This is a genomic window from Syntrophorhabdaceae bacterium (assembly GCA_036504895.1).
GTDB lineage: Bacteria > Desulfobacterota > Syntrophorhabdia > Syntrophorhabdales > Syntrophorhabdaceae > PNOM01.
Window position 1 is genome coordinate 38,134 of the sequence record DASXUJ010000103.1, and the last position, 22,601, is coordinate 60,734.

Consider the following 22,601-nt stretch of genomic DNA (forward strand, 5'->3'; position numbering starts at 1 on the left):
CCCGGACAATTCCATGAGAGATGAGGAGAAACCGAAGGAGCAGCTCGTAAAGGAGATTCGTTCCCTTCGTGAGCGCCTTGAGTATGCCCGGAAAAAGGCGGGCGCCGCGGACGAGGCGGAAATTCCGCTTCAGGCCCAGATCCATTTTCTTCAGACCCTTATAGACGCCGTCCCTGCACCCGTCTTCTACAAAGGAGCCGACTTCAGGTACCTCGGAGCGAACAATGCATTCCTCGAATATCACGGTCTGGCCCGTAAGGATATTATCGGCCAATCCGTCTCCGATATACTTCCGAAGGATGAGGCCCGGATGCATCATGACGAAGACCTCGACCTCATGAGCAACGGAGGCAGGGTGAGCCGTGAATACCGATTCACCCATGCCGACGGCAGTGTCCGCAACGTGGTGAACAATAAAGGATTATTCAAAAAATCTGACGGCTCCGTCGGGGGCATCGTGGGGGTAATAATCGATGTGACCGAAAGGAAGAAGACCCAGGAGGAGCTCGAGCACCAGAGCCGTATCCTCGATATCATGACGGGCCAGATGGAGGATATGGTCTATTACAAAGACAAAGATTTCAGATATGTATTCAGCAGCAAGCCCCATTGCCGGAGGGTCCTCAGATGTTCCCAGGACGAATGCCTCGGCAGGACCGACAGGGAGATCACCCTTCTCGGCGGGCACGGTGATGAGACTGCTCCTGAAAATATTTACGGCGCCGGCGACGTGGAGACGAAGAACGCCTGCAGGCCTTTCAAATTCGAAAGGATGATCACCCTGGAGGGTGAGAAAGTGTGGCTCGAGATCTACAATGCCCCCGTCTATGACGATAGAGAACAATTTGCGGGGATTGTGGGTTGCTCCCGGGATATTACGGAACGGAAACGGGGCGAGCAGAGGCTTAAAGAGTCGGAAGAGCGTCTGAGGCTCCTTATCGAGGGCACGAATGACGTCATAACCCTTCAGGACAGGAAAGGGACTTTCCTCTATTACAACGGCACCCACCGGTACGGCTATGAAAGCGATACGATCCTCGGCAAAACGCCCCACCTGGTTTTCCAGCCTACCGAGGCATCGAGGATGATGCAGCACCTGAATTACGTGTTCGAGACAGGCAAGAGCCTCACCACCGAAGAGGAGATTACGGTCGATGGGGATAAGCTCTGGTATAATGTAAACCGCTACCCTATCAAAGACGAAAGATCGACTATCGTGTCGGTAGCCACCATTTCCCGCAACATCACCGACCGGAAACGGATGGAGGAAAATCTGATCAAGTCCCAGAAGCTGGAATCGATAGGAACCCTTGCAGGCGGCATTGCCCATGATTTCAATAACATCCTGACCGTCATGCTGGGGAACATAACCCTGGCCAGGATGTCCATCGACCCGGAAAACAAAGCGGTAAAACGATTGAAAGATGCGGAAAAAGCGACAATGAGAGCCAAGGATTTGACTCAGCAATTATTGACTTTTGCAAAGGGGGGAGAACCTTTCAAGCGGGTCGTCTCCATAAACCGCCTGATAGAGGATTCGGTAAACCTGTCTTTAAGCGGGTCGAATGTAAAATGTGACTATGAAATCTCGGACGATCTCTTCCCTGTGGAGATCGATGAGGGGCAGATTCGGCAGGTGATTCACAACGTAATCGTCAATGCAAAGGAGGCCATGCCTTCAGGCGGCGTCGTATCGATCCGTGCAAAAAATATCGCCCTCGGGGCGGACAACGACCTCTCCCTCGATCAGGGCCTTTACGTGCGCATCGATATTAACGACCGGGGACCGGGAATTCCGGGGACCTACCTGCCGAAGATCTTCGATCCCTATTTCACGACGAAAGAGATGGGAAGCAAGAAAGGAACGGGCCTGGGGCTCGCGATCTGTTATTCCATTGTGAGGAAGCATAGCGGATATATCAAGGTCGAATCGATCGTAGGAGAGGGGACCACTTTTGCCGTCTATCTTCCTGCCTATGAAAGCGATTCAACTGAAGGCAACGGGGCGGATGGGGTTCAATCGCCGCACAAAGGCCGGGTGCTGCTCATGGACGACGAAGAGATGATCCGGGAAATCACAGCCGAGATATTAGGGGCCCTGGGATATGACGCCGCCTTTGCGAAGAACGGGGACGAGGCGATCGAAATGTACGAGGAGGAGAGAAATTCCGGCCGGCCCTTTGACGTCGTGATTCTCGACCTCACCATACCCGGCGGGATGGGCGGAAAGGAGACGATCCAGAAGCTGATCGACCTTGACCCGCGTGTCAAAGGGATTGTCTCGAGCGGGTATTCGAATGATCCGGTCATGGCGGAATTCAGAAAGTACGGATTTTCCGGCATCATCACCAAGCCTTTCAAGATAGAGGAACTGAGCGAAGTCCTGCGTACCATCATCTCCGAATAGTTTTCCCGAGGGAAACACAGTGAGGGTACAGGGAAAATTTTTTGCCGCTCTCTTTTTGCAAGTCTGCTGACATACGGCGCTTCGTATGCTATAAATAGGAATCCAATGCGCTTATCTTGAGGAGGGGTTATGGAAGAAAGAGAGATGGACCAGAAATTCAGCGAACTGTTCAAAGATATGTTGACCGTGATGGAAAGCGTCAGGCGGGGCTTCTTCTCGGTAAACGTCAAAATGGTAAAAGAAGAGCACGAAAAATTCAGGAATCTCCTGAAGGCGCGTCTCGATTATGCCGAAAAAATTATAGGCGAAGTAGACAAGGGGGAAACGGAAAAGAAATTCGTGAGCCTCGTGATCGCCTTTCAAACCGTTGCCCTTGGCCTGGACAACGTCATGGACAGGATGGAGATTAAAATCGAATCGAATACGCTTTTCAGTGAGAAGGCCCAGAAGGAATTGAAAGGGCTTTTCGGTCTCATTGGCGGACAGGTAAAAGATTTAATCGATTACGTGGTTACAAAGAACCCCCACCTGCTGGCGGCGATCAAGAAAGGCAAGGAAGATCTGAACAACCTTGTGGACGAGTATTCGGTGGTCCATCAGAACCGCCTCATCACGGGTGTCTGCATGCCCAAGGCATCCTATCTCTATATCGACATTACCGATTCCGTAAAGCGGATGGCGAGAGGCCTCGTGGAATTCGCCGAGAAGGTATAGCGTTCATTGTCGGACGTACTGCTTCGCGACCTCACCGAGAGGATCAAAGAACAGGCGGTCATAAAGAAAGTAGGAAGCGGGTGTTTCGAGGGCAATATCTATCTGGTAGGGGGCGCGATCAGGGAGATAGCACTGGGAAGTTCCCCCCGTGATTATGATTTTATTATCGATCAGGAAAAGGACCTCAAGGTATTCGAGGTCCTTTTCGGCGCCTCCTCGTTCGTTCTCGGGAAGAAGCCGATCCATACCCACAGAATAATCGTCGGAACCCTTTCCCTTGATATTAATTCCTTCGAAGGCACGGTGGAGGATGACTGCCGGAGGCGTGATTTTACGGTCAATGCCATTGCCTACGATTTGAAGCGCGATATGATCGTAGATCCCCTCGGGGGACTCACGGATCTCGCGAGAAGGACCATCAGATGCCCGCGCAGCCAGGTGTTGCTCGATGATCCGCTAAGGATGCTCAAGGCGGTCCGTCATTATGCGACCCTGGAGAATTTTTCCCTCGACCCGGAACTTATCGCCGCCGTAACCGTGCTGAAAGGCCATATCCACGAGTCCGCTCCCGAAAGGATAAAATCCGAATTCGACCAGATCATAACCTCTCCGATGCCCCATGAGGGGATAAAGATGTTGGAGGAGACGGGTCTCCTTTTCGAATTTATCCCCGATCTCGAGGCTCTCCGGAAGATGGACGAGGAAAAGGGATTCGCTCTTGGGACTTATCGACACATGGTGGAGGGATTCAGGTACCTGAAAAAATACGGCGCCCTCTACGGGTTGCCTGAAAAGGATCTGAAGAGCGTAGGTTATGCATTCCTTTTCCACGATTTGGGGAAGGCGGTCACTTTTTCCTACGATCCCGAGAAAGAGGCGGTCCATTTCTTTTACCACGAAAAATATTCCTGCAATATGGCAGAGCGCGTCATGGAGGGGTTGCGGTTCAGCGCCCACGAGATAAAAGCTGTTCTCACTCTCATAGAGCACCACATGAGGGTTTTTCTCATAAGCGGCAGCGAGTCGACCGAGAGGGCGGTGCGACGGCTCGTGTATAAAATGGGGGAATTGACCCCGCTCCTTCTCGTTCACACCATGTGCGACATGTACGGCAGTTCGGGCGGGAGCGAAAATGAATCGACAGCCCGCGTCGAATCCAGATGCAAGGACGTGCTTCACATGTACTTCGATTGGAAAAGAGAGCCCCTGCCGGTCCTGGTGAGCGGCCGCGATCTGCTCTCCCTCGGATTCAGGGCCGGCCCGCTGGTGGGGATGATCCTGGCGGACATCCGGGAGAGGCAGATCTCCGGAGAGATAAGGGATAAGGGTGAGGCACTCGAATACGCGGAATCTTTTCTTAGCCCCGGAACGCAATAGAATCGGTTTTTTTCGACTTACTCCGGATCGAAGGGCGGTCAAGGGCACGCAAATGCCCAACCCCGTCTGGCGGAGCACGTGCAGGTCGGCCATCTCCCGAAACGAAGAGGACGCCAATTTACCCCCGGGCCGGGTTGTAAGGGACCGGGGATTATTGTATATTAAAATAATAGGGATAGCAGCTTTGGGTCCTCGGATTCTCACCCGCAAAAGCACGCTTTCCCGGGTCGCCCATGGACAGAAGAGAGATAATCGTAAAATCGATCCTCACCCGCACCGGAATCGAAGGCTTTGATTACTGCATCAATCCTTACGTGGGATGTGAGCACTCCTGCGCCTATTGCTATGCCACATTTATGAAACGCTTCACCGGCCATATGGAGCCCTGGGGCTCGTTTGTGGACGTGAAGGTGAACGGACCGGAAGTGCTCCGGAGGCAGGTCGCGAGGAAGAAAGGCGGGTCCCTCCTTGTAGGCACGGTCACCGACCCCTACCAGCCTGCCGAGAGAGAGTACCGGATTACGAGAGGATGTCTCGAGGCGCTCCGAGATTCGCCTTTCGAGGTGAATATTCTTACCCGCTCCCCCTTATGTACCAGGGATAAAGACCTCTTCAAAGCCCTCCCTTCCATCAAAGTAGGCATCACGGTCACCACGGATAGTGATGAGGTGAGAGAATTGTTCGAACCCTCCGCTCCGCCGATTGAATCGAGGGTAAAAGCGCTGAAAGTTCTCCATGGGGAAGGCATTCGCACCTATGCCTTCATAGGACCCATGCTCCCCCTTGACCCGGATCGCCTCGCAGGGCTCCTTTACGGTGTGGTCGATGAAGTGTGTATCGATAAGCTCAATTATTCACGAAAAGTAATAGGTCTCTACCGCCTGCAGGGGTTGACCCGGTTCCTCGAGGAAGATTATTTTGTGGATACGGCGCAGGCATTGAAAGAATCCTTTGAGAAGAACGGGGTGGCGGCTTCCGTCTTTTTTGACTGCTGCGGCAGCCGCGCTGGGAGCGCTATTGATTCCCCGAATGAATCAGGAGGCTGGGCATGAAAACAGGATTTATCGGACTCGGTACTCTCGGAAAGACGATTGCGAAAAGACTTGTTTCCCGGGGCGTGGAGCTTATGGTCTGGAACCGGACCAGGGCGAAGGCGGTTGAATTCGGCGCCCCCGTGGCAGAAAGCCCCGTAAAGGTTCTCGGGGAAGTGGACGTAGTCTTTCTCAACCTCTTTGACAGCAAGGCAGTGGAAGAGGTGATTTTTGGTCCCGGTGGTTTTATGGAAGGGGACCTTTCAGGAAAAACGATCATCGATACCACCACCAATCATTTCGACCGGGTGGCTGCCTTTCATCAAAGGGTCCGGGAGAAGGGCGGCCGATATCTCGAGGCCCCCGTACTGGGAAGCGTGGTGCCTGCCTCGGAAGGTAACCTGACCGTCCTCGTAAGCGGAGAGAAGGATGCCTATGAGCAGCAAAGGCCGCTCATCGAAATTATAGGGAAAAATATATTTTATCTTCCCCGGCCTTCAACGGCGACAAAGATGAAACTGATAAATAACCTCCTCCTCGGCACATTTATGGCCGCTATTTCGGAGGCAATGGTTTTCGGGGAGGCGGCCGGGGTGGACAAAGAGCAGGTCCTCGATATATTCGCTGCAGGTGCGGGGAATTCCGGCGTCCTCAATGCAAAGAGAAAGAAGCTTCTGACCGGGGATTTCTCCCCCCATTTCTCATCCGCCCTCATATACAAAGATCTCCATTACCTGGAAGACCTTGCAAGGACGTTAAAAAGGCCCCTCTTCACGGGTAGTCCGGTGAAGGAGCTATTTGCCCTGACTTTTAAAGGCGGCAAAGACCAGCTCGATTTTTCGGTCCTCTACGAGGTGCTCAAAGGATTGTAACCCCCCGGGTGCAGGTGAGGGCCCTATTGACAAGGAGCAGGATACGTGAAAATCTATTGTCGCATCTACACGGGCGACCTGGAGGTAAGGTACCATGAAACGAAGAGATTTTTTGAAATTTGCCCTCTCATCGGTGGTGCTCGGCAGTCTGCCGGCACGAGCCTTTGCCAAAGACCCGTCAATAGTCGCCCTCTCGGAAGGCACTGATTACGCCGCCATCACAAGGAATGTGGTTGCCGCCCTGGGCGGTTTTCAGAAGTTCGTGAAGCCCGGCGACGTAGTGGTCATCAAGCCGAATATCGGCTGGGACAGAAAACCCGAATTCGCCGCATGCACCCATCCCGTGGTAGTGAAAACCATAGCCGAGGAGTGCGTCAAGGCGGGGGCAAAAAAGGTGAAGGTCTTCGATAATACATGCAATGACCCGAGAAGGTGCTACGAGAACAGCGGGATTCAGACCGCGCTCAAAGGGCTCAAAAATGTGGAGATGAAGCACGTGGAGAGCGAGCGGTATAAGATGACGAAGCTCAACGGCATTTTTCTCAAGGAATGGGAGCTCTACGACGAGGCCCTGAGTGCCAACGTGTTCATTAATGTCCCCGTTGCCAAGCACCATAATCTCACGAAGCTGACTCTTGGACTCAAGAATATGATGGGCATCATGGGGGGAAACAGGGGCTACCTGCACCGGGGCATGGACGACGCCCTTTCGGACGTGAGCAGCGTGGTGAAAAGCCACCTCGTCATTATCGATGCCACCAGGATCCTTCTTAACCATGGACCCCAGGGGGGAAGCCTCAAGGACGTGAAAGTCCTCAACAAGATAATTGCCTCCACCGATATCGTGGCTGCCGATGCGTATGGGACAACATTTTTCAACCTCAGTCCCCAGGATATTTCCACCACCCTTACCGCGTATAAAAGGGGGCTCGGTGAAATGAACCTTAATAAGATTAAGATAATAAAAGCCTGATCACGAGAAGGAAAAACGGTGAACAACGAACAACCCCGTAAGGCAAGGATAAACATTGCTTTTATATCTCAGCTCATCTTTCTCTTCCTTTTCCTTATACTCTTCGTCACTACCGAGTATAGAGGGAAGGATGAGATTTCCATTGCCATCAACAGTTTCTTCAGGGCAAATCCCCTTGTGACCGCGAGTTACCTCTTCGCGGAAAAGGCCCTGACCTGGCTTTTGCTCCCGGGCGTGCTCATGATCGTTTTTTCCGCAATCCTGGGAAGATTTTTCTGCGGGTGGATCTGCCCCCTCGGAACCATAATCGACATGGCGACAAGAAAGATCAGAAAAAAGGGACCCATAAGAATGTTACAGGGGAACGTCAAGTACTACCTCCTTCTCCCCCTGCTTTTCGCCGCCCTCTTTAATGTGAATCTTGCAGGTATTCTCGATCCCATCGCCATATTGGTGAGGGCCCTCACCTTCTTTCTCTACCCGCTCCTCGGTTATACGGTCCGCTCGGGCTGGACCGGCCTCTATGGCCTCATCGGGGAAAAGAGAGATTTTATCGAGCCGGCTTACGGGTTCATCAGGGATTATGTACTGCCTTTTCGGGAGACTTTCTATCCTCTCGCATTCCTCTCCTTCGGTCTTTTTCTCTTCATCCTTTTTCTCGAAAGGTATGAATCCCGGAATTGGTGCCGCAACCTCTGCCCTCTCGGCGCCCTCCTCGGTTTATTGAGTAAATTTTCCATTTTCAGACGGCGTCCGGGAAAGGTCTGTGCCGATTGCGGACAGTGCGCCGACATATGCCCCACCAGCTTCGATTCTGAGATTCTCAAGAAGGAAGAATGCATACTCTGCATGGAGTGTGAGGTGAAATGTAGGTTCCATCGCGTCAATTTCACGTTGAAGAGGCCAAAAGGGGCAGTCGCGAAGGAGGCACCCCCCGTGATGGAGAGAAGAGTTCTCCTGGGCGGACTTGCCTCCGGGTTTTTTCTCAGCCGCGCCTTCTCCTTTTCTTCCCCCTCCAATCAGGAGAGGCTTTTGAGGCCGCCGGGGGCTCAAAATGAGGCGGAGTTTCTGAAAAAATGCGTGCGGTGCGGTGAGTGTATGAAGGTGTGCCTTAAGAGCGCCCTTTATCCCGATTATCATAAGGCCGGCCTCTACGGCTTTTTTATGCCCGTCCTGATCCCCCGTCTCGGCTATTGTGAGTATAACTGCAACCTCTGCGGCCAGGTCTGCCCCACCGGGGCCATACCGAACCAACCATTGGAAAAGAAGAAGAAAAATATCATAGGCGCTGCCGCCTTCGATAAGAACCACTGTCTCCCCTATGCGAAGAAGATAGATTGCATTGTGTGCGAAGAGCACTGTCCCATCCCCGAGAAGGCCATCCGGACCGAACCTGTGGAAATGAAGAATTTTGAGGGGAAGACTGTCACGGTGAAGCAGCCTTACATCGTGGAGGACCTCTGCAACGGATGCGGGATCTGCGAGTATGTCTGCCCCCTGGAGGGGAAATCCGCGGTAGAGGTCTACGCGAAGGTGAAGCGGAAAATCAAGCAATAATAAGTGCTTGACACTCCATTTTAGCGTGTGTTAAACGTGTGCAGGACATGATTTAAAAATTAACCGCAAGGACGTGACATGGAAAAATACCCCCACATCTTTTCCCCGGGCCGGATCGGGAAACTTACCGCAAAGAACAGGGTCAAATATGCAGCAACGGAGACAAATTTTCCCTTTGGAGACGGCTTTGTCAGTGACAGGGAAATAGCCTATATGGAGGCCCAGGCGAGGGGCGGCGCCGGCATTGTCACGACCCAGGGCGCCTATCCGGACCCGAAGGGGGAGGGAAAGGGCTTTAAGGGAATGATGGCTATCTATGACGATGCCTTTGTTCCGGGTCTCGCGCGTATTGCCGATGTGATACGAGACAACGGGGCCCTCTCGTGCCTGCAGATCCTGCACTGCGGGAGAGAAGGCGGGGTGGAGCTTGACTACAGCCTCATGGCTTCGCCCGTCGCACAGAAGCTCTCGTACTTCAAGAAACCAAGGGAGATTACCGCGGCAGAGATCAGGCAATCGATCACGGACCATGTGAAAGCTGCGAGAAGAGGGGTTGATGCGGGGTACGACATGATAGAGATTTCAGGGATCGTGGGGTATCTCATCTCCACTTTCGTCTCCCGCTATACCAATAAAAGAGAGGACGCATACGGGGGAAATATCCGGGACCGTTGCCGCCTTATGGTAGAGATACTCGGCGCAATCAAGGAAGAGGTCGGTCATACCTTCCCCGTGGGCATACGGCTTTGCGGGCTCGAGCTTCTCGACGACAGGGGAGGGAACAGTTTTGAAGAGAGCCTGGAAAGCTTCAAGATCGCGGAACAGGCCGGCGCGGATTATCTCAGTGTTACCATCGGGTGGCACGAATCGTCCCAGTCGGTGATTACGAGAGACGTGCCGATGGGCCATTGGCTTTACGTGGCGGAGGCAATAAAGAAAGAGGTCAAAGTCCCGGTCATGATGGCCTTTCGCCAGTTTCTACCCTCCATACCCGAAAAAGCCATTTCCGAGGGGAGGATTGACTTCTGGGAGGCGTGCCGTCCCATGATCGCGGACCCGGAGCTTCCGAAGAAGGCGCGGGAAGGGAGAGAAGAGGAGATCATTCCGTGCATCGCCTGCAATCTCTGTTTTTCGAGGCTCTATTTCCACCAGCCCATCGGGTGCTCGGTCCGGCCCACCCTGGGCAGGGAAAGGGATCCTGAATGGGGATATTACGGTTTCTCAAAAGTGGAGGCGCCGAAGAAGGTGATTGTGGTCGGCGGCGGTCCGGCAGGTCTTCAATGCGCGGCCGTGGCCGCTGAAAGGGGCCACAAGGTAACGGTTTTCGAAAAGAACGGCTTGCTCGGGGGTGCGGTGCTTCTCGCAGCGAAGGTCGACGAGGGGGCCGCGGAGCTTCTGCGGCCCGTCCGCATGCTCGAAGGCCAATGCAGGCGTCATGGGGTCGACTTCCGTCTCGGCATTGAATGTACGCCTCAAATGATTGCCGGGGAAGGGGCGGATGTGGTGGTTATGGCCCACGGCGCAGCTCCGGCGCCCCTCGGGTCCGCCATGCAGGTGCTCTCACCGGAACAGGTCATGCTCCAGGGGGTAGAGCCTCCCGGGAGATTGGCTATCATAGGGGGAAAAGGGGTAGGGCTTGGGGTTGCCGTATTCCTCCTGCGGAATGGCAATTTCGAGATCACCATTCTGGAAGAGGGGAGCCGCCTCGGACGGGACGTGAACCCCTTCTATCTATGGCAATACGTGAGATTTATGAAGGAGAAGAAGGTCAGGCTCCTGACGGGTACCCGCATTCTTGACATTACCGGAGAGGGGATCCGGATTACAGGTCCTTCGGGAGAGACCACGATCGCCTGTGAAGGCATAGTAAATGCCAGGCAGGAGCCGGGAGCGGTATGGGACGGGTCAGCACGGGAAGTCTATTATATCGGAGACGGCAAGATGCCGAGACGAATAAATAACGCGATCCATGACGGTTATCGCGTGGGGATGAAAATCTGATGATACCTGTTATCGATAAGGAAGAATGCACGGGATGCGGAAACTGCGTGGAGGTGTGTCCTCCGGGGGCCCTGACCTGAGAGGACGGCAAGGCTCATGTGAGGGAGGACCTCTGCGAGGAGTGCGGGTTTTGCGCCCCCGAATGTCCCGTCGAAATCATCGATATTCCCTTCCCCCTTTCGAGGGGCGCCTGACGCACTTCCATCTTATGTTCAGGGGCGGAGCCGAAGAGTTCTCAGGGTATTCTTCTGCTGTTTTTAATAAGAAGTTTGAGATGCTCCAGGAGGGCGAGTTTCTCGTCGTCGGCAAACTCTCTCAGCATGGCGTGCATATAATCGTCACGCTCCTTCTCGATATAGGTGAGCGTCCTTTTTCCCTTTGGCGTGATCTCAAGGATGGTGACCCGTTCATCGGTGGGATCCGACTTCCTGACTATGAAACCGTTTTTCTCCAGACGCCGCGCGATGCCGGTCATATTGGCCACCGGCACGAGCATGATCCTGCTCACATGGGTGATGCGGCTCTGCCCGCCCTTGGATGCATCGAGTACCCTCAACATATTATATTGGGGAAAAGAGAGCGAATGCTTCCGGAAGATATTGGAGACCACTCTCTTGAAAGTCTCTGCGGCCCTTACGAGGGCCATCAGCACGTTTTCATCGGCGCTCAGGTCGCTTCGATAGGTAATTCCCATGTTGTCACCTCATCTTGACTATAAATAATGCTTGAAGGATTCTGCATTATAGCAGCTTGCGAATCGATTCTCCAGAGATAAATGCATTGACAGTAAATATATTGATAGTTAACGTATTGACTTTTTATTGTTCCTTATGGTATTCGAATAATACACCGGGGCAGGGACCAGGTTCCGACTTATCCGGCCGGCTCGCGCGATCCCGTCCTTAAAGGGACGGGCGGCCGAAGGAGAGGCAAAATCCCATAACGGTGCGCGAGGTCCGTTACTCCGAGGGACCGGCAATTCAGTCTTAAATAAAGAGCAGTGGGTAGTGCGGACGAAGTGTAGTACAAAGAGAAGAAAAAACGGTTAAGAACAAGGAGGTACAATGCAAATCAAGAATGAGCTTGCAAAGATTGTAGGCAACGATTACGTCAGTGACAGCATGAAGGATCGCGAGAAATATTCGCGGGATTACAGCCTCCTTCCTCCCGGCCTCCCCGATGCCGTAGTATGGCCCGGAAGCTCCGAAGAGGTAGGTAAGATTGTAACATGGGCAAACGAAAAGGATATTCCCGTCGTCCCGGTAAGCTCCGCGGTCCATTTTCACGGCAGCAGCATACCGAAGCAGGGCGGCCTTGTCGTCGACCTTAAGAGAATGAACAAGATTTTTGAAATCGACACTGACAACCGTCTGGTAAGGTTCGAGGCGGGCGTCACGTGGGAACAGCTCACCAAAGAGCTGGCCAAGAAAGGCCACAGGGTAATTATGCCGTTGCTTCCCCATGGAGAACGGTCCGTGCTTACCGATACATTGGAGAGGGAAGTGCCCACCAATATCGTGTATGATTACGGCGAGCCCATGCAGTCGATCGAAGTCGTATGGCCTACCGGTGAATTGTTCAGATGCGGCTCCGCAAGCGTAAACGGATTTCCCGATTCAAAATCAAGAGGCGCCAATCCTTCCGGACCCGGCCTCGATTTCTACAGGCTTTTTCAGCAGGCCCAGGGAACCATGGGAATCGTTACCTGGATGAGCTTGAAAATGGAGACAATCCCCACCATGGACAAGATCTTCTTCGCGCCGGTCTATGATCTTGAATATGCAATCAATTTCCTTTACAGGATCCTTCCCAGAAGGATCGGTCAGGAATGTCTGCTGTTGAACAATGTAGACCTCGCGGCTATCGCGGCCGACGCTTCGGGTGAAGATTTCGACGAACTGAGAGCGAAGCTTCCCCCCTGGGCCCTCATTCTCACTATCAGCGGTCTCGTAAGAAGGCCGGAAGAGAAGCTCGCCTATGAAGAGAAGTTCCTTACCGATGTATTGAAAAATGAGTTCCCGAAAATGGGTCTCACCGACAACCTGCCCGGTTTTCCCGGACTCGGCCGTAAGCTGATGCCCATGCTCAGGGCGCCGTGGCCGACGGACGTGCCTTACTGGAAGAACAGTGTGAAGGGTGGATGTCAGAACCTTTTCTTCATTACGAAACCGAATCGCGTGCCCATGTTCATGGAAGTCATGGAGCTCGTGGCCTCGAGATACGATTATCCTATGGGCGAGATAGGAAGCCACATTCAGCCTATCGAGCACAACAGGGCCTGCCAGGTAGAGTTCAGCTTTTTCTATGATGCCGATGACGCAGAGGAAAAAGAGCTTGTGGCAGCAATATATAAAGACGCAGCAACAGCGCTGTTCAACGAAGGCGCATTCTTTTCAAGGCCGTATGGAGTCCTTGCCCCCATGGTTTTCGACAAGGCCGCAGGATATACGGCAGCTTTAAAACGGGTGAAGAAAGTCGTCGATCCGAAGAACGTTCTCAACCCCGGAAATTTGGTCTTCTAAGGAGGGAAAAATGCCAAGCGATCGCTATGATACACCAAAAACACCAGTAGATCTTGATATAAGGAAACTGGATACTTTCAGGTATGACATGGACCATTGCATCAAGTGCAAAGGCTGCTATTGGGTCGAGCATACCTACATGCCGGGCGTGAATTGGTCGGTACGATGCCCGAGCAATTACTGGAACGATTTCGACTCTTATGGAGCTTTCGGTAAGATGAGAATAGGTCTCGGCATTATCGATAAGAAGCTGGAGTGGACCCCGAAGCTCCTCGAAATAGTCTACGCAGATCCTCTATGCGGCGCGTGCGACGTAGCCTGCAAGCGTAACCTCGACCTTGAAATAGGTCTGACCCTCGAGGCTATGAGAGTAAGGGCAGTGCAGGACGGCGCGGGCCCGATGCCGGCGCACAAAGAGATTGCCAAGAACATCGCCACCAAACATAATCAATTCGGCGCTCCCCACGAGAACAGAAAGAAATGGATCACAAAAGACATCAAGGTTGCCGACAAAGCGGACATGCTCTATTTCGTCGGTTGTTCCGCCTCCTACAGACACCCTGAGATCGCGAAGGCGACGGCGAAGATCTTCAACGCCTCCAAAACGCCCTTCATGCTGATGGCAGATGAGTGGTGCTGTGGAAATACCCTCTCCTCCGTCGGTATGCTCGACGAGGCCAGGGAGTTGGCGAAACGCAATATCGAAGCAGTAAAGGCATCAGGAGCGAAAAAAGTCGTATTGAGCTGCGCGGAAGGCTACCGCATGTGGAAAGTAGATTACCCGAAGCTCCTCAACATCAACACGGCAGACCTCGGTTTTGAGGTAATTCATCTGGTAGAGTTCGCCGATGCGGCAATCAAGGCCGGTTCGTTGAAACTCACCAAGCCCGTGGACGTACGATTTACCTACCATGATTCCTGCGGCGTGAGCAGACTTGCCGATCCGTGGATCGAATGGAAAGGCACCCGGGGCTGGATGGGCTGTGTGGAGCCCGAACTGAAGAGAAGGCGCGGGACCAAGGGTCTCTATATCCAGACGAGAGACATCCTGAATGCCATACCCGGCGCAAAATTCGTCGAGATGCCCAGGACGAGAGAGAATGCGTTCTGCTGTGGAGCAGGCAGGGGGACCATGGAGGCCTATCCTGATCTCGCCTCAGTATCGGCAAAACACAGGATCGATGAAGTGAAGCATGTGAGTGCCGAGGCCGTCGTGGCCGCGTGTCCATGGTGCAAGAGCAATTTCTCCCAGGCAGTCAAAGAGAATGGCGACAGCGTGAAAGTAATGGATATTGCGGAGCTCATATCTGCCGCAGTTGAATTATAAGGAGGAAGGCTATGAGTATAGTGAAAGCAGCTTACAATGCAATAGAGCAGGTAGTCGGGGCTAAATATATCTCCGAAGATCCGGCACTGTGTGAAGGCTACCGCTCAGGGCCCGGAGGCTACGAGAGCGGTCTCGGATATGAGCGGGTCATGACCACCATTCCTCACGCGGTGGCATTACCGAAGACAACCGAAGATGTACAGAAAATCGTAAAGATATGCAACCGGTATAAAGTTCCTTACGTACCGTACGCGACAGGTTTCTATGGCCCCCGTTCACACTGCCATGTCGAAAACGAGCTTCTTATCGACCTGAAGAGACTCAATGACTTCGAAATCGACGAGAAACATTTCTGCATCAATGTCGGCGCAGGCGTGATCTACTCCCCGATCCAGCAGGAGTGCCTTAACAAAGGCGCTTATGTAGTTATCGGCGGCGGCGGCGCGCAGGCATCGGCGATCGCCAACCTGCTGGGCGACGGTTGGTCCCCTCTGAGCCACAGGATCGGCCTTCCCCACAGGCGTATTCTCGGAACTGAGCTCGTTCTGCCTGACGGCGAGCTGGTCAAGATGGGTTCCCTGGCGAACGGTGACGACCCCTTCTGGGGCGACGGACCGGGACCGGACCTGAGGGCGATACTCAGGGGTTTCACGGGAGTCCGCGGCTGTCTCGGTATCGTGACGAAGATGGCAATAAAGACCCTGCCCTTCCAGCCGGAGCCGCTCGTTCCCACGGGGATCTCTCCCAATACGGGACTTGCGCTGCCCACCAACCGCGTGAAATGGATCAACTATCAGGTGCCGAGCAAGGCAGACCAGGTAAAGGCCATGTTCGAGGTGGGAAAGGCAGAGATTGCCGGCGCCATCACGAAGGTGCCTCTCTTCTGGCGCGCTATCAACAAGGCGGAGTGCAAGGAAGAGTTCTGGCAGTTGTGGGGCAAGGAGAACGAGGATACGATCAAGAATTTCTTCATCGTCCGCGTCCTTCTTATCGGCTACACCTCGGAAGAGCAGATGCAGTATGACGAAAACGTATTGAATGACATCATGGCCGAATGCGGCGCAGTACCCAGAGCAACGAGACCCCTCGATGAGTCGTGGATCAAGAATGCCGACTCCGCGGGTATGTGGCTCATGTGCGGTTCCTACGTGTCGGTCGATTATATTATCGAGTCTCTCTCTCAGGCGACGACTCATGGCGAAAGCTATGCGGAGACCAAGAAGAGATATACTCCGCCCCTTATGCCCGATTACGGCGATCCGGGCTGGTTCCAGAGCTTCGAGTGCGGCCACCAGGGATACTCGGAATTTCTCGTCTACTGGGATCAGGATGAGGACACCAACGGCGTCGACCAGTTCTATCTCGAAACCTCTAAGATGAACATCAGGGAGCGGTTCTATACCTCCCTGCTCGGACCTCACCAGCCCATGTACCTCACGGGCCCGATGTACGGACCGAATTACCACCAGTGGATGCTCAAAATAAAGGACGAATTCGATCCTCTGTGGGTATGCCATCCGCCGGTACCTCTGGCGCATGACGAGTTTGTGGACCGCGCCGAGTGGATGAAACCCATGAAGGACTGGGAAGCCCCGAAAGAGCTCCCCATGCCCAAGTGGTAGGAAGTTGCTGAGAAAGATATCGGCATGAGCCGGTAGAGCACCTTACGTTCTGAGACTGGGCAGGCTTCTCATCAATGGGCCTGTCCAGTTTTCTTGAGCGTCAGACCGCCGCGAGAGTACTGTTCATAATTATGAACAGAAAGTTATGGAAAGGGATTACAAAATTACTTGATATACGGATAAAACATATTGTATACTCAAAATGCCGGGTGAATTCGGGTGCCTAATATAACAACGGAAACAGCGGCGGAAGACAAGCCGATATTATAAATTGGGTTCAAATTAGACACAATAAAGTATGCGTTTGAAGGAGGTGACAAGATGACAAAAGTTTCAACTGCCTGCCCATTTTCAAGCCGGTCGTGCCGTGAGTGCCCGATCTATATCGGCAGGCACTCACAGCTTTGTATTGCAGCGCGATATCAGAACGGAGTGAAGCCGAAGCCCACGTATGGGTGTACCCATCTGAAATTCGAGTTTCCTTCGGAACTCGTGTACAGCGAGAAACGATGCACAAACCTTGAAGACAGAGATGAAAACCTCAATGAAGCAAAGATAGTATGGAAAGGCGAAAAAACGTGACCTACAGGTATTAGTCCCCGGACATTCCGGTTTGCCCGTTCGGACTATTCAAAAATGACGAAGTACAGCTGAGGACAGCGAAAGTCTTATGGAAAGGAGATAAGCATGATACATGATTTTACGTACCTTAAACCCGGCACGGTTCAGGAAGCCCTGGCCATGCTCACCGACCACGTGGATGACTGTAAGATTATCTGCGGCGGCCAGTCACTTCTTATCGTCATGCGGCAGGGCCTTATCGTAGTGAACTACCTGATCGACATCAAGGGATTGAAAGAACTTGATTACATCAAGTACGACGACAAAGAGGGCCTCAAAATTGGCGCAACGACGACCCACAGATCCATCGAATTCTCAAAACTGCTGAAAGAGAAGTACCCGATCCTGCCAAAAATGGAAGAAAGGCTCGCCTCTACGCAGACCCGTAACTGGGGAACAATCGGCGGCAACCTTGCTCACGCCGATGCGGCCGGCGACCCGGCTCCCGTTCTCATTACTCTTGGCGCAAAAGTAAAGGTAGCATCCAAGAAGGGCGAGAAGGTTTATGATCTCGGAGAGTTCTACACCGACCTGTTCGAATCAGCCATGGAACATGACGAAATGATCGTCGAAATCCAGGTTCCTCCTATGGCCCCGAAGACCGGCTGCGCATACAAGAAGTTCAACCTCCTCCAGAACGACATGGGCGTTGTGGGTGTGGCTGCGAAAGTGACGGTCGATGCAAGCGGAACCATCACTGACGCAAGAATCGTTCTCGGTAACGCAGGCGTGACCCCGATCCGTGCGACAAGCGCAGAGAAGGTTCTCATCGGAAAGAAACCCGATGACGCAATTTTTGCAGCGGCCGGAGAAGCAGCAGGCGCCGATGCAGACCCTGTGTCCGATATCCACGCGTCCGACGACTTCAGGCGCCACCTGATCAAAGTCCTGTCTAAGCGCATGGCAAAGCAGGCCTGGGAACAGGCAGTGAAATAAGGGTAGGGAGGCATAGACGATATGGAAAAATATGAGATAAAGTTATCAGTCAATAAAGTGGAATATGAGATTTACATCAACCCCAAGACTCTTCTCGTCGAGGCTATCAGGGATTTCATAGGCCTTACGGGAACGAAGAGGGGTTGTGAGACGGTCTCCTGCGGCGCATGCACCGTGCTGGTAGACGGCGCTGCGGTCAAGGGATGCTCAGTGCTTGCCATGCAGTGCATAGGCAAGGAGATCACCACGTCCGAGGGTCTCGAGACGAACGGCAAGCTGGCTCCGATCCAGAAGGCCTTTCTCGACGAGGGCTCCTATCAGTGCGGTTTCTGCACATCCGGTATGCTCATGGCAACTACCGGGCTGTTGAACGAGACCAAGAACCCTTCACCCGACGAAATCAAAGAAGCTATTGAAGGAAATATCTGCCGCTGCACAGGTTACAATAGTATAGTTCGTGCTGTCGAGCGAGTGGCAAAAGGTATGTACAAGGAGGATTCACTATGACAACCACGAGTCTAGCGAAGGAAAAATTACACGTTATTAATACTCACGTCCACAATATCGACGGTTGGGCGAAGGTAACGGGCCGCGCCACATACAGCTTTGACGTAAAGCTGCCCGGTATGCTCTATGGAAGAATCCTCCGGAGCCCCCATCCCCACGCAAAGATATTGAAGATAGACGCAAGCAAAGCCCTCGCCATGAACGGCGTAAAGGCTGTAGTTACCGGAAAGGACACCCTCGGCGTAAAACAGGGTATCTGGCGTCGGTTCAACGAGCTCTGCGATGAGCAGATCCTTCCTGTAGAGAAGGTCCGCTACATCGGCGAGCCGGTATGCGCAGTCGCAGCGACGACTGACGAGATCGCAGAGAAGGCCCTCGACCTCATCGAAGTAGAGTATGAGGTTCTCGAAGGCGTATTCGAGCCTTATGAGGCAATGAAGAAAGGCGCCCCCGAGCTTCACGACGGCGTCGAGAGAAACATCAACGTCACCCGCCACATCGAGTGGGGCGATGTTGAGACCGGATTCGAAAAAGCAGACTACATCAGGGAAGACCACTTCTTCTGCGGCGGCCAGGCACATATGTGCATGGAGACAAGAGCGGCAGTAGCAAGCTTCACCCCTGACAAGAAACTCACCATCTGGCACTCAAACCAGTCCGCATATTATATGCAGGGCCTTATGGCAGGCGTTCTCGGCATGAGAGAGGGCGACATCCGCGTGATCGCACAGTACGTGGGCGGCGGGTTCGGCGGTAAGTTCGAGCTCGACGGCGCAATCTTCTGCTCCTCCATCCTCAGCATGAAGACTTTCAGGCCTGTAAAAGTTATCTATTCAAGGGAAGAAGACTTCATCGCTTCCAAGCGCAGGACCCCCATGCACTACTGGGTCCGCACCGGCGTCTCCAAAGACGGTAAGTTCCTCGCCCGTGAGTCCAGGGTCGTGAGCAACGGCGGCGCATACACCGGTATGGGCGCAACAGCTCTCTACCTGACGGGTTTCTTCCACTCCTTCCCCTACAGATGGGGCGGATACCGTTATGACGGCTACAGGGTTTACACCAATACCCTTCCGTCAACCTCCATGCGCGGATTCGGCGCACCTCAGGCCCTGTTCTGCTCCGAGCAGCAGCTCGAGTGGATCGCCAACGACCTCAAGCTCGATCCGATCGAAATGAGGCGCCAGAACGGTCACTATGCCGGCTACGAAGTCCCGGGCCAGGCATTTATCGCAAGCTGCGGTCTTGACGAAGCCTTCACGATCATGCAGGAATGGCTCGACAAGAAGAAAGCGGGCGGCCTGCCTGCCAACAGAGGTCTCGGCTTCTCGGCTGCGGGTTTTATGTCAGGCGGTATCTTCAACTGGTTCGACACACCCTATTCATTCTCGTCAGCAGTAGTAACCATCAACCAGGACGCGACCGTTGAGCTTCATATCGGCGCTACCGAAATCGGCCAGGGCTCGAACACCACGATGGCAATCATCGCGGCAGAGACCCTCGGAGTAAAGGTTGAGGACATCAAAGTACACTCAGGCGACACCGACCATTGCCCGGCTGACCTCGGCGCATGGGGTTCCAGACAGACCCTCATGACCGGTAATGCCACGAAGAGGGCATGCGAGGATGCAAAAAACCAGCTTCTCGAGTTCGCACTCGCGAAGATGGGCCTGAACATCGTGTATGACCTGGACATCGCAGATCGCTGGGTACATATCGTAGCCCGTCCGGAAAGGGGCATGCCCTTTGAAGAACTGGTAAAGATTGCACTTCGCGGCAAAGACGGCCAGAGGATCGTCGGCAGGGGCTACTACACTCCTCACCGGAAGGGTATGATCTCCCCTGCGTACAGCTACATGCTTCAGGGCGTCGAAATCGAAATCGATCAGGAAACCGGAAAGATCGACCTGATCGACAGCCTTACCGCGCATGACTGCGGCACTCCCATCAACCACCTGGGCCTCATCGGCCAGTTGGAAGGCGCCTTCTCGATGGCAGCCGGCTATGGCTACCTCGAGTACATGCCGTATGAAGATGGCAAGCTCATGAACCCGAACCTGGTCGACTATAAGATGATCAGGGCCACGGAAATGCCTCCTACCCCGATCGCCGAGATCGACACCTACGAGCCGGAAGGTCCCTACGGTGCGAAGGAAGCAGGCGAAGGTCTGACCAACCCGACGGCAGCCGCCATTGGGAACGCAATCTTCAACTGCCTCGGAATCCAGATGAAGGAATGCCCGATCAGGCCGCATATGGTCGTGGAAGCCCTCAGGGAAAAAGCTGAGAAAGAGAAAGCAGGGAAGTAAGACTAATACCTAATGCCTAAAGGAGGTATACAATGGCAATAGAATTAAAATTTAAATGTCCTGTTTGCGGCAAGCAGTATGAGATAAGCCTGCAGGCAGCACGCCATATATTCGGAACGGGCGACAAGAAGCACCGTGACTGGGTGGATGCACAGGGCGTAAACTTCAAAGACCTTCTGGTCGAGCAGGCCCTGAATCCCGGTAATGCCAGCTATCAGATCGTAGCCGATCTCGTTGAGAAAGCACAGGCAAGCCTGAAGAAGTAAGGAAAGAATCAGTCATTTTTGAATAGAGGAGGCTTTCATGTTAATTGAAGGTGGATTCACACTCAAAGCACCGATCGAGAAGCTGTATGATTTCCTTATGCAGCCTGAGACCGTGATGACCTGCATACCCGGTACGGAATCGGTGAAGGTTATCGACGATAAGAGCTTTGAAAGCGTAGTGAAACAGCGCGTAGGCATCATCTCGGTAAAGCTGAAGTTCGTCACGAAGACGGTAAAGGCCGAGAGACCTACGTATGCCCAGTTTGAGGGCGAAGGCGAGGACATGACGAAGCTTGGACACTTCAAGCAGAAAACCGAGCTTTTCCTCAAAGAAGTCGCTCCCGGCGAAGTCGAGTTCTCCTATAAAGTCGATGTGGCTATCGTAGGAAAGCTGGCAATGTTCGGCGACCGTGTCATGAAGCAGAAAGCAAAAGATACAGAGAAGGTTTTCACCGCCAACCTGCAGGAAAAACTGAAGGCAATGGCATAACAGGACCTTTTCAAAAAGGCCGTTAAAAGAGGGTTTCCCGAAAGGGAGACCCTCTTTTTTTTCAACCCTTTCTCCTGGAAAGGCGGCTCATCTGTTGATTTGATGTGGTAGTGATATGTAGAATGATATGGTATAAAACGGTACGGGAACGGACCCCCATACCCCAAAGGAGCAACCATGACCGCACGCATCATAAAAGGCGCCGAGATCGCCGAAGAGATCCGGGAAGAGATAAAGAGGGACACCCTGCTCTTACGGCAGACCCATGGCATCACCCCGGGTCTCGTCACCATTATCGTGGGCAAGAACCCCGCCTCGATAAGCTACGTCTCGGCCAAGCAGAAGACCGCCCATGACCTCTTATTTCATTCAGTCCAGGAGGACCTCCCCGAAGACGTCACCGAGGAAGGGTTGCTCGCCCTCGTAGCGCGCTATAACCGCGATCCCCTCATCCACGGCATCCTCGTGCAGTTGCCCTTGCCTCCCCATATCAACGAGACAAAGATCCTTTATGCCATTAACCCCGATAAGGACGTAGACGGCTTCCACCCGGTCAACATGGGCAAGCTCATGATAGGGGAGGGAAGGTTCTACCCCTGCACCCCTTACGGGATTCGCGAGATGCTTATCCGGAGCAATATACCCATCCCCGGCTCTGAAGTCGTGGTCGTAGGCAGAAGCAACATTGTAGGCAAGCCCATCGCCATGATGCTCATGCAGAAGGGCCCCCATGCCAATGCCACGGTCACCGTATGCCATACCGCCACCAGGGACCTCGCCTTCCACACGAAAAGAGCCGACATCCTGATCGTTGCCGCGGGCAGGCCTAAAGCCATTACTGCCGACATGGTAAAGGTTGGGGCGATAGTCATAGACGTGGGGGTGAACCGGATCGGCATGACCCCGGAGGGAAAGGCGAAGCTCGTGGGGGATGTGGACTTCGAGGGAGTCGCGGAAAAGGCATCGGCCATTACCCCTGTTCCCGGCGGGGTAGGGCCCATGACCATCACCATGCTCATGCTCAATACCCTGAACGCGGCACAGCCTATATTATAAGCGAGGAGGAAGGATG

19 protein-coding genes are annotated in these 22,601 nt (G+C 53.4%); 18 read left to right on the top strand and 1 reads right to left on the bottom strand.

Going from position 1 to position 22,601, the window contains the following annotated elements:
- The first annotated feature begins 13 nt into the window (after window positions 1–13).
- From VGJ94_14795 to VGJ94_14830, 8 genes are all read left to right on the top strand, one after another.
- On the top strand, window positions 14–2,407 hold the full coding sequence (locus tag VGJ94_14795) for a PAS domain S-box protein (protein ID HEY3277883.1): 2,394 nt from the start codon (window positions 14–16) through the stop codon (window positions 2,405–2,407).
- Between the two features lie 129 nt (window positions 2,408–2,536).
- Window positions 2,537–3,121, top strand: a complete 585-nt coding sequence (locus VGJ94_14800) for a hypothetical protein (protein HEY3277884.1) — start codon at window positions 2,537–2,539, stop codon at window positions 3,119–3,121.
- A 6-nt stretch (window positions 3,122–3,127) separates the two neighbouring features.
- On the top strand, window positions 3,128–4,498 hold the full coding sequence (locus tag VGJ94_14805; protein ID HEY3277885.1) for an HD domain-containing protein: 1,371 nt from the start codon (window positions 3,128–3,130) through the stop codon (window positions 4,496–4,498).
- 233 nt (window positions 4,499–4,731) lie between these two features.
- Entirely contained in the window at window positions 4,732–5,550 is an 819-nt protein-coding gene (locus VGJ94_14810; protein ID HEY3277886.1) for a radical SAM protein, read from the top strand.
- Complete coding sequence (locus tag VGJ94_14815) at window positions 5,547–6,401, top strand: NAD(P)-dependent oxidoreductase (protein ID HEY3277887.1); 855 nt, start codon at window positions 5,547–5,549, stop codon at window positions 6,399–6,401. Before VGJ94_14810 ends, VGJ94_14815 begins: the two co-directional genes overlap by 4 nt.
- A gap of 94 nt (window positions 6,402–6,495) precedes the next feature.
- Window positions 6,496–7,374 (top strand): DUF362 domain-containing protein, encoded by an 879-nt coding sequence (locus tag VGJ94_14820; protein ID HEY3277888.1) that lies wholly within the window; start codon window positions 6,496–6,498, stop codon window positions 7,372–7,374.
- An 18-nt stretch (window positions 7,375–7,392) separates the two neighbouring features.
- Entirely contained in the window at window positions 7,393–8,931 is a 1,539-nt protein-coding gene (locus tag VGJ94_14825) for a 4Fe-4S dicluster domain-containing protein (protein ID HEY3277889.1), read from the top strand.
- A 78-nt stretch (window positions 8,932–9,009) separates the two neighbouring features.
- Window positions 9,010–10,932: an FAD-dependent oxidoreductase gene (locus VGJ94_14830; GenBank protein ID HEY3277890.1), complete on the top strand. Its 1,923-nt coding sequence runs from the start codon at window positions 9,010–9,012 to the stop codon at window positions 10,930–10,932.
- A 235-nt stretch (window positions 10,933–11,167) separates the two neighbouring features.
- Here the strand turns inward: VGJ94_14830 and VGJ94_14835 are convergent, their stop codons facing one another.
- Entirely contained in the window at window positions 11,168–11,626 is a 459-nt protein-coding gene (locus VGJ94_14835; GenBank protein ID HEY3277891.1) for a MarR family transcriptional regulator, read from the bottom strand.
- Window positions 11,627–11,996: 370 nt separating this feature from the next.
- Between VGJ94_14835 and VGJ94_14840 the strand changes: the two genes are divergently transcribed.
- From VGJ94_14840 to VGJ94_14885, 10 genes are all read left to right on the top strand, one after another.
- Window positions 11,997–13,454, top strand: coding sequence for an FAD-binding oxidoreductase (locus tag VGJ94_14840; GenBank protein ID HEY3277892.1), 1,458 nt, complete (start codon window positions 11,997–11,999; stop codon window positions 13,452–13,454).
- Between the two features lie 10 nt (window positions 13,455–13,464).
- Entirely contained in the window at window positions 13,465–14,781 is a 1,317-nt protein-coding gene (locus VGJ94_14845; GenBank protein HEY3277893.1) for a (Fe-S)-binding protein, read from the top strand.
- Between the two features lie 11 nt (window positions 14,782–14,792).
- On the top strand, window positions 14,793–16,403 hold the full coding sequence (locus VGJ94_14850; protein HEY3277894.1) for an FAD-binding oxidoreductase: 1,611 nt from the start codon (window positions 14,793–14,795) through the stop codon (window positions 16,401–16,403).
- 321 nt (window positions 16,404–16,724) lie between these two features.
- The gene (locus tag VGJ94_14855; protein HEY3277895.1) at window positions 16,725–16,985 is read left to right on the top strand and encodes a hypothetical protein; all 261 of its coding nucleotides are present in this window, start codon (window positions 16,725–16,727) and stop codon (window positions 16,983–16,985) included.
- A gap of 105 nt (window positions 16,986–17,090) precedes the next feature.
- Entirely contained in the window at window positions 17,091–17,960 is an 870-nt protein-coding gene (locus VGJ94_14860) for a xanthine dehydrogenase family protein subunit M (GenBank protein ID HEY3277896.1), read from the top strand.
- A gap of 21 nt (window positions 17,961–17,981) precedes the next feature.
- A complete protein-coding gene (locus tag VGJ94_14865) occupies window positions 17,982–18,467 on the top strand; it encodes a (2Fe-2S)-binding protein (protein HEY3277897.1) in 486 nt (161 codons plus the stop codon).
- Window positions 18,464–20,773: a xanthine dehydrogenase family protein molybdopterin-binding subunit gene (locus VGJ94_14870; protein HEY3277898.1), complete on the top strand. Its 2,310-nt coding sequence runs from the start codon at window positions 18,464–18,466 to the stop codon at window positions 20,771–20,773. Before VGJ94_14865 ends, VGJ94_14870 begins: the two co-directional genes overlap by 4 nt.
- Window positions 20,774–20,805: 32 nt before the next feature.
- Window positions 20,806–21,039, top strand: a complete 234-nt coding sequence (locus VGJ94_14875) for a hypothetical protein (protein HEY3277899.1) — start codon at window positions 20,806–20,808, stop codon at window positions 21,037–21,039.
- A 37-nt stretch (window positions 21,040–21,076) separates the two neighbouring features.
- Window positions 21,077–21,529: an SRPBCC domain-containing protein gene (locus VGJ94_14880; GenBank protein HEY3277900.1), complete on the top strand. Its 453-nt coding sequence runs from the start codon at window positions 21,077–21,079 to the stop codon at window positions 21,527–21,529.
- Between the two features lie 177 nt (window positions 21,530–21,706).
- A complete protein-coding gene (locus VGJ94_14885; protein ID HEY3277901.1) occupies window positions 21,707–22,585 on the top strand; it encodes a tetrahydrofolate dehydrogenase/cyclohydrolase catalytic domain-containing protein in 879 nt (292 codons plus the stop codon).
- Window positions 22,586–22,601 lie beyond the last annotated feature (16 nt).

What these genes read in the sequence shown, in the direction of transcription:
- VGJ94_14860 (HEY3277896.1), top strand. Translation starts at nt 17,091, where the DNA reads ATGATACATGATTTTACGTACCTTAAACCCGGCACGGTTCAGGAAGCC.
- VGJ94_14830 (HEY3277890.1), top strand. Translation starts at nt 9,010, where the DNA reads ATGGAAAAATACCCCCACATCTTTTCCCCGGGCCGGATCGGGAAACTT.
- VGJ94_14875 (HEY3277899.1), top strand. Translation starts at nt 20,806, where the DNA reads ATGGCAATAGAATTAAAATTTAAATGTCCTGTTTGCGGCAAGCAGTAT.
- VGJ94_14840 (HEY3277892.1), top strand. Translation starts at nt 11,997, where the DNA reads ATGCAAATCAAGAATGAGCTTGCAAAGATTGTAGGCAACGATTACGTC.
- VGJ94_14795 (HEY3277883.1), top strand. Translation starts at nt 14, where the DNA reads ATGAGAGATGAGGAGAAACCGAAGGAGCAGCTCGTAAAGGAGATTCGT.
- VGJ94_14815 (HEY3277887.1), top strand. Translation starts at nt 5,547, where the DNA reads ATGAAAACAGGATTTATCGGACTCGGTACTCTCGGAAAGACGATTGCG.
- VGJ94_14870 (HEY3277898.1), top strand. Translation starts at nt 18,464, where the DNA reads ATGACAACCACGAGTCTAGCGAAGGAAAAATTACACGTTATTAATACT.
- VGJ94_14800 (HEY3277884.1), top strand. Translation starts at nt 2,537, where the DNA reads ATGGAAGAAAGAGAGATGGACCAGAAATTCAGCGAACTGTTCAAAGAT.
- VGJ94_14835 (HEY3277891.1), bottom strand. Translation starts at nt 11,626, where the DNA reads ATGGGAATTACCTATCGAAGCGACCTGAGCGCCGATGAAAACGTGCTG.
- VGJ94_14865 (HEY3277897.1), top strand. Translation starts at nt 17,982, where the DNA reads ATGGAAAAATATGAGATAAAGTTATCAGTCAATAAAGTGGAATATGAG.
- VGJ94_14880 (HEY3277900.1), top strand. Translation starts at nt 21,077, where the DNA reads ATGTTAATTGAAGGTGGATTCACACTCAAAGCACCGATCGAGAAGCTG.
- VGJ94_14845 (HEY3277893.1), top strand. Translation starts at nt 13,465, where the DNA reads ATGCCAAGCGATCGCTATGATACACCAAAAACACCAGTAGATCTTGAT.
- VGJ94_14855 (HEY3277895.1), top strand. Translation starts at nt 16,725, where the DNA reads ATGACAAAAGTTTCAACTGCCTGCCCATTTTCAAGCCGGTCGTGCCGT.
- VGJ94_14810 (HEY3277886.1), top strand. Translation starts at nt 4,732, where the DNA reads ATGGACAGAAGAGAGATAATCGTAAAATCGATCCTCACCCGCACCGGA.
- VGJ94_14850 (HEY3277894.1), top strand. Translation starts at nt 14,793, where the DNA reads ATGAGTATAGTGAAAGCAGCTTACAATGCAATAGAGCAGGTAGTCGGG.
- VGJ94_14820 (HEY3277888.1), top strand. Translation starts at nt 6,496, where the DNA reads ATGAAACGAAGAGATTTTTTGAAATTTGCCCTCTCATCGGTGGTGCTC.
- VGJ94_14885 (HEY3277901.1), top strand. Translation starts at nt 21,707, where the DNA reads ATGACCGCACGCATCATAAAAGGCGCCGAGATCGCCGAAGAGATCCGG.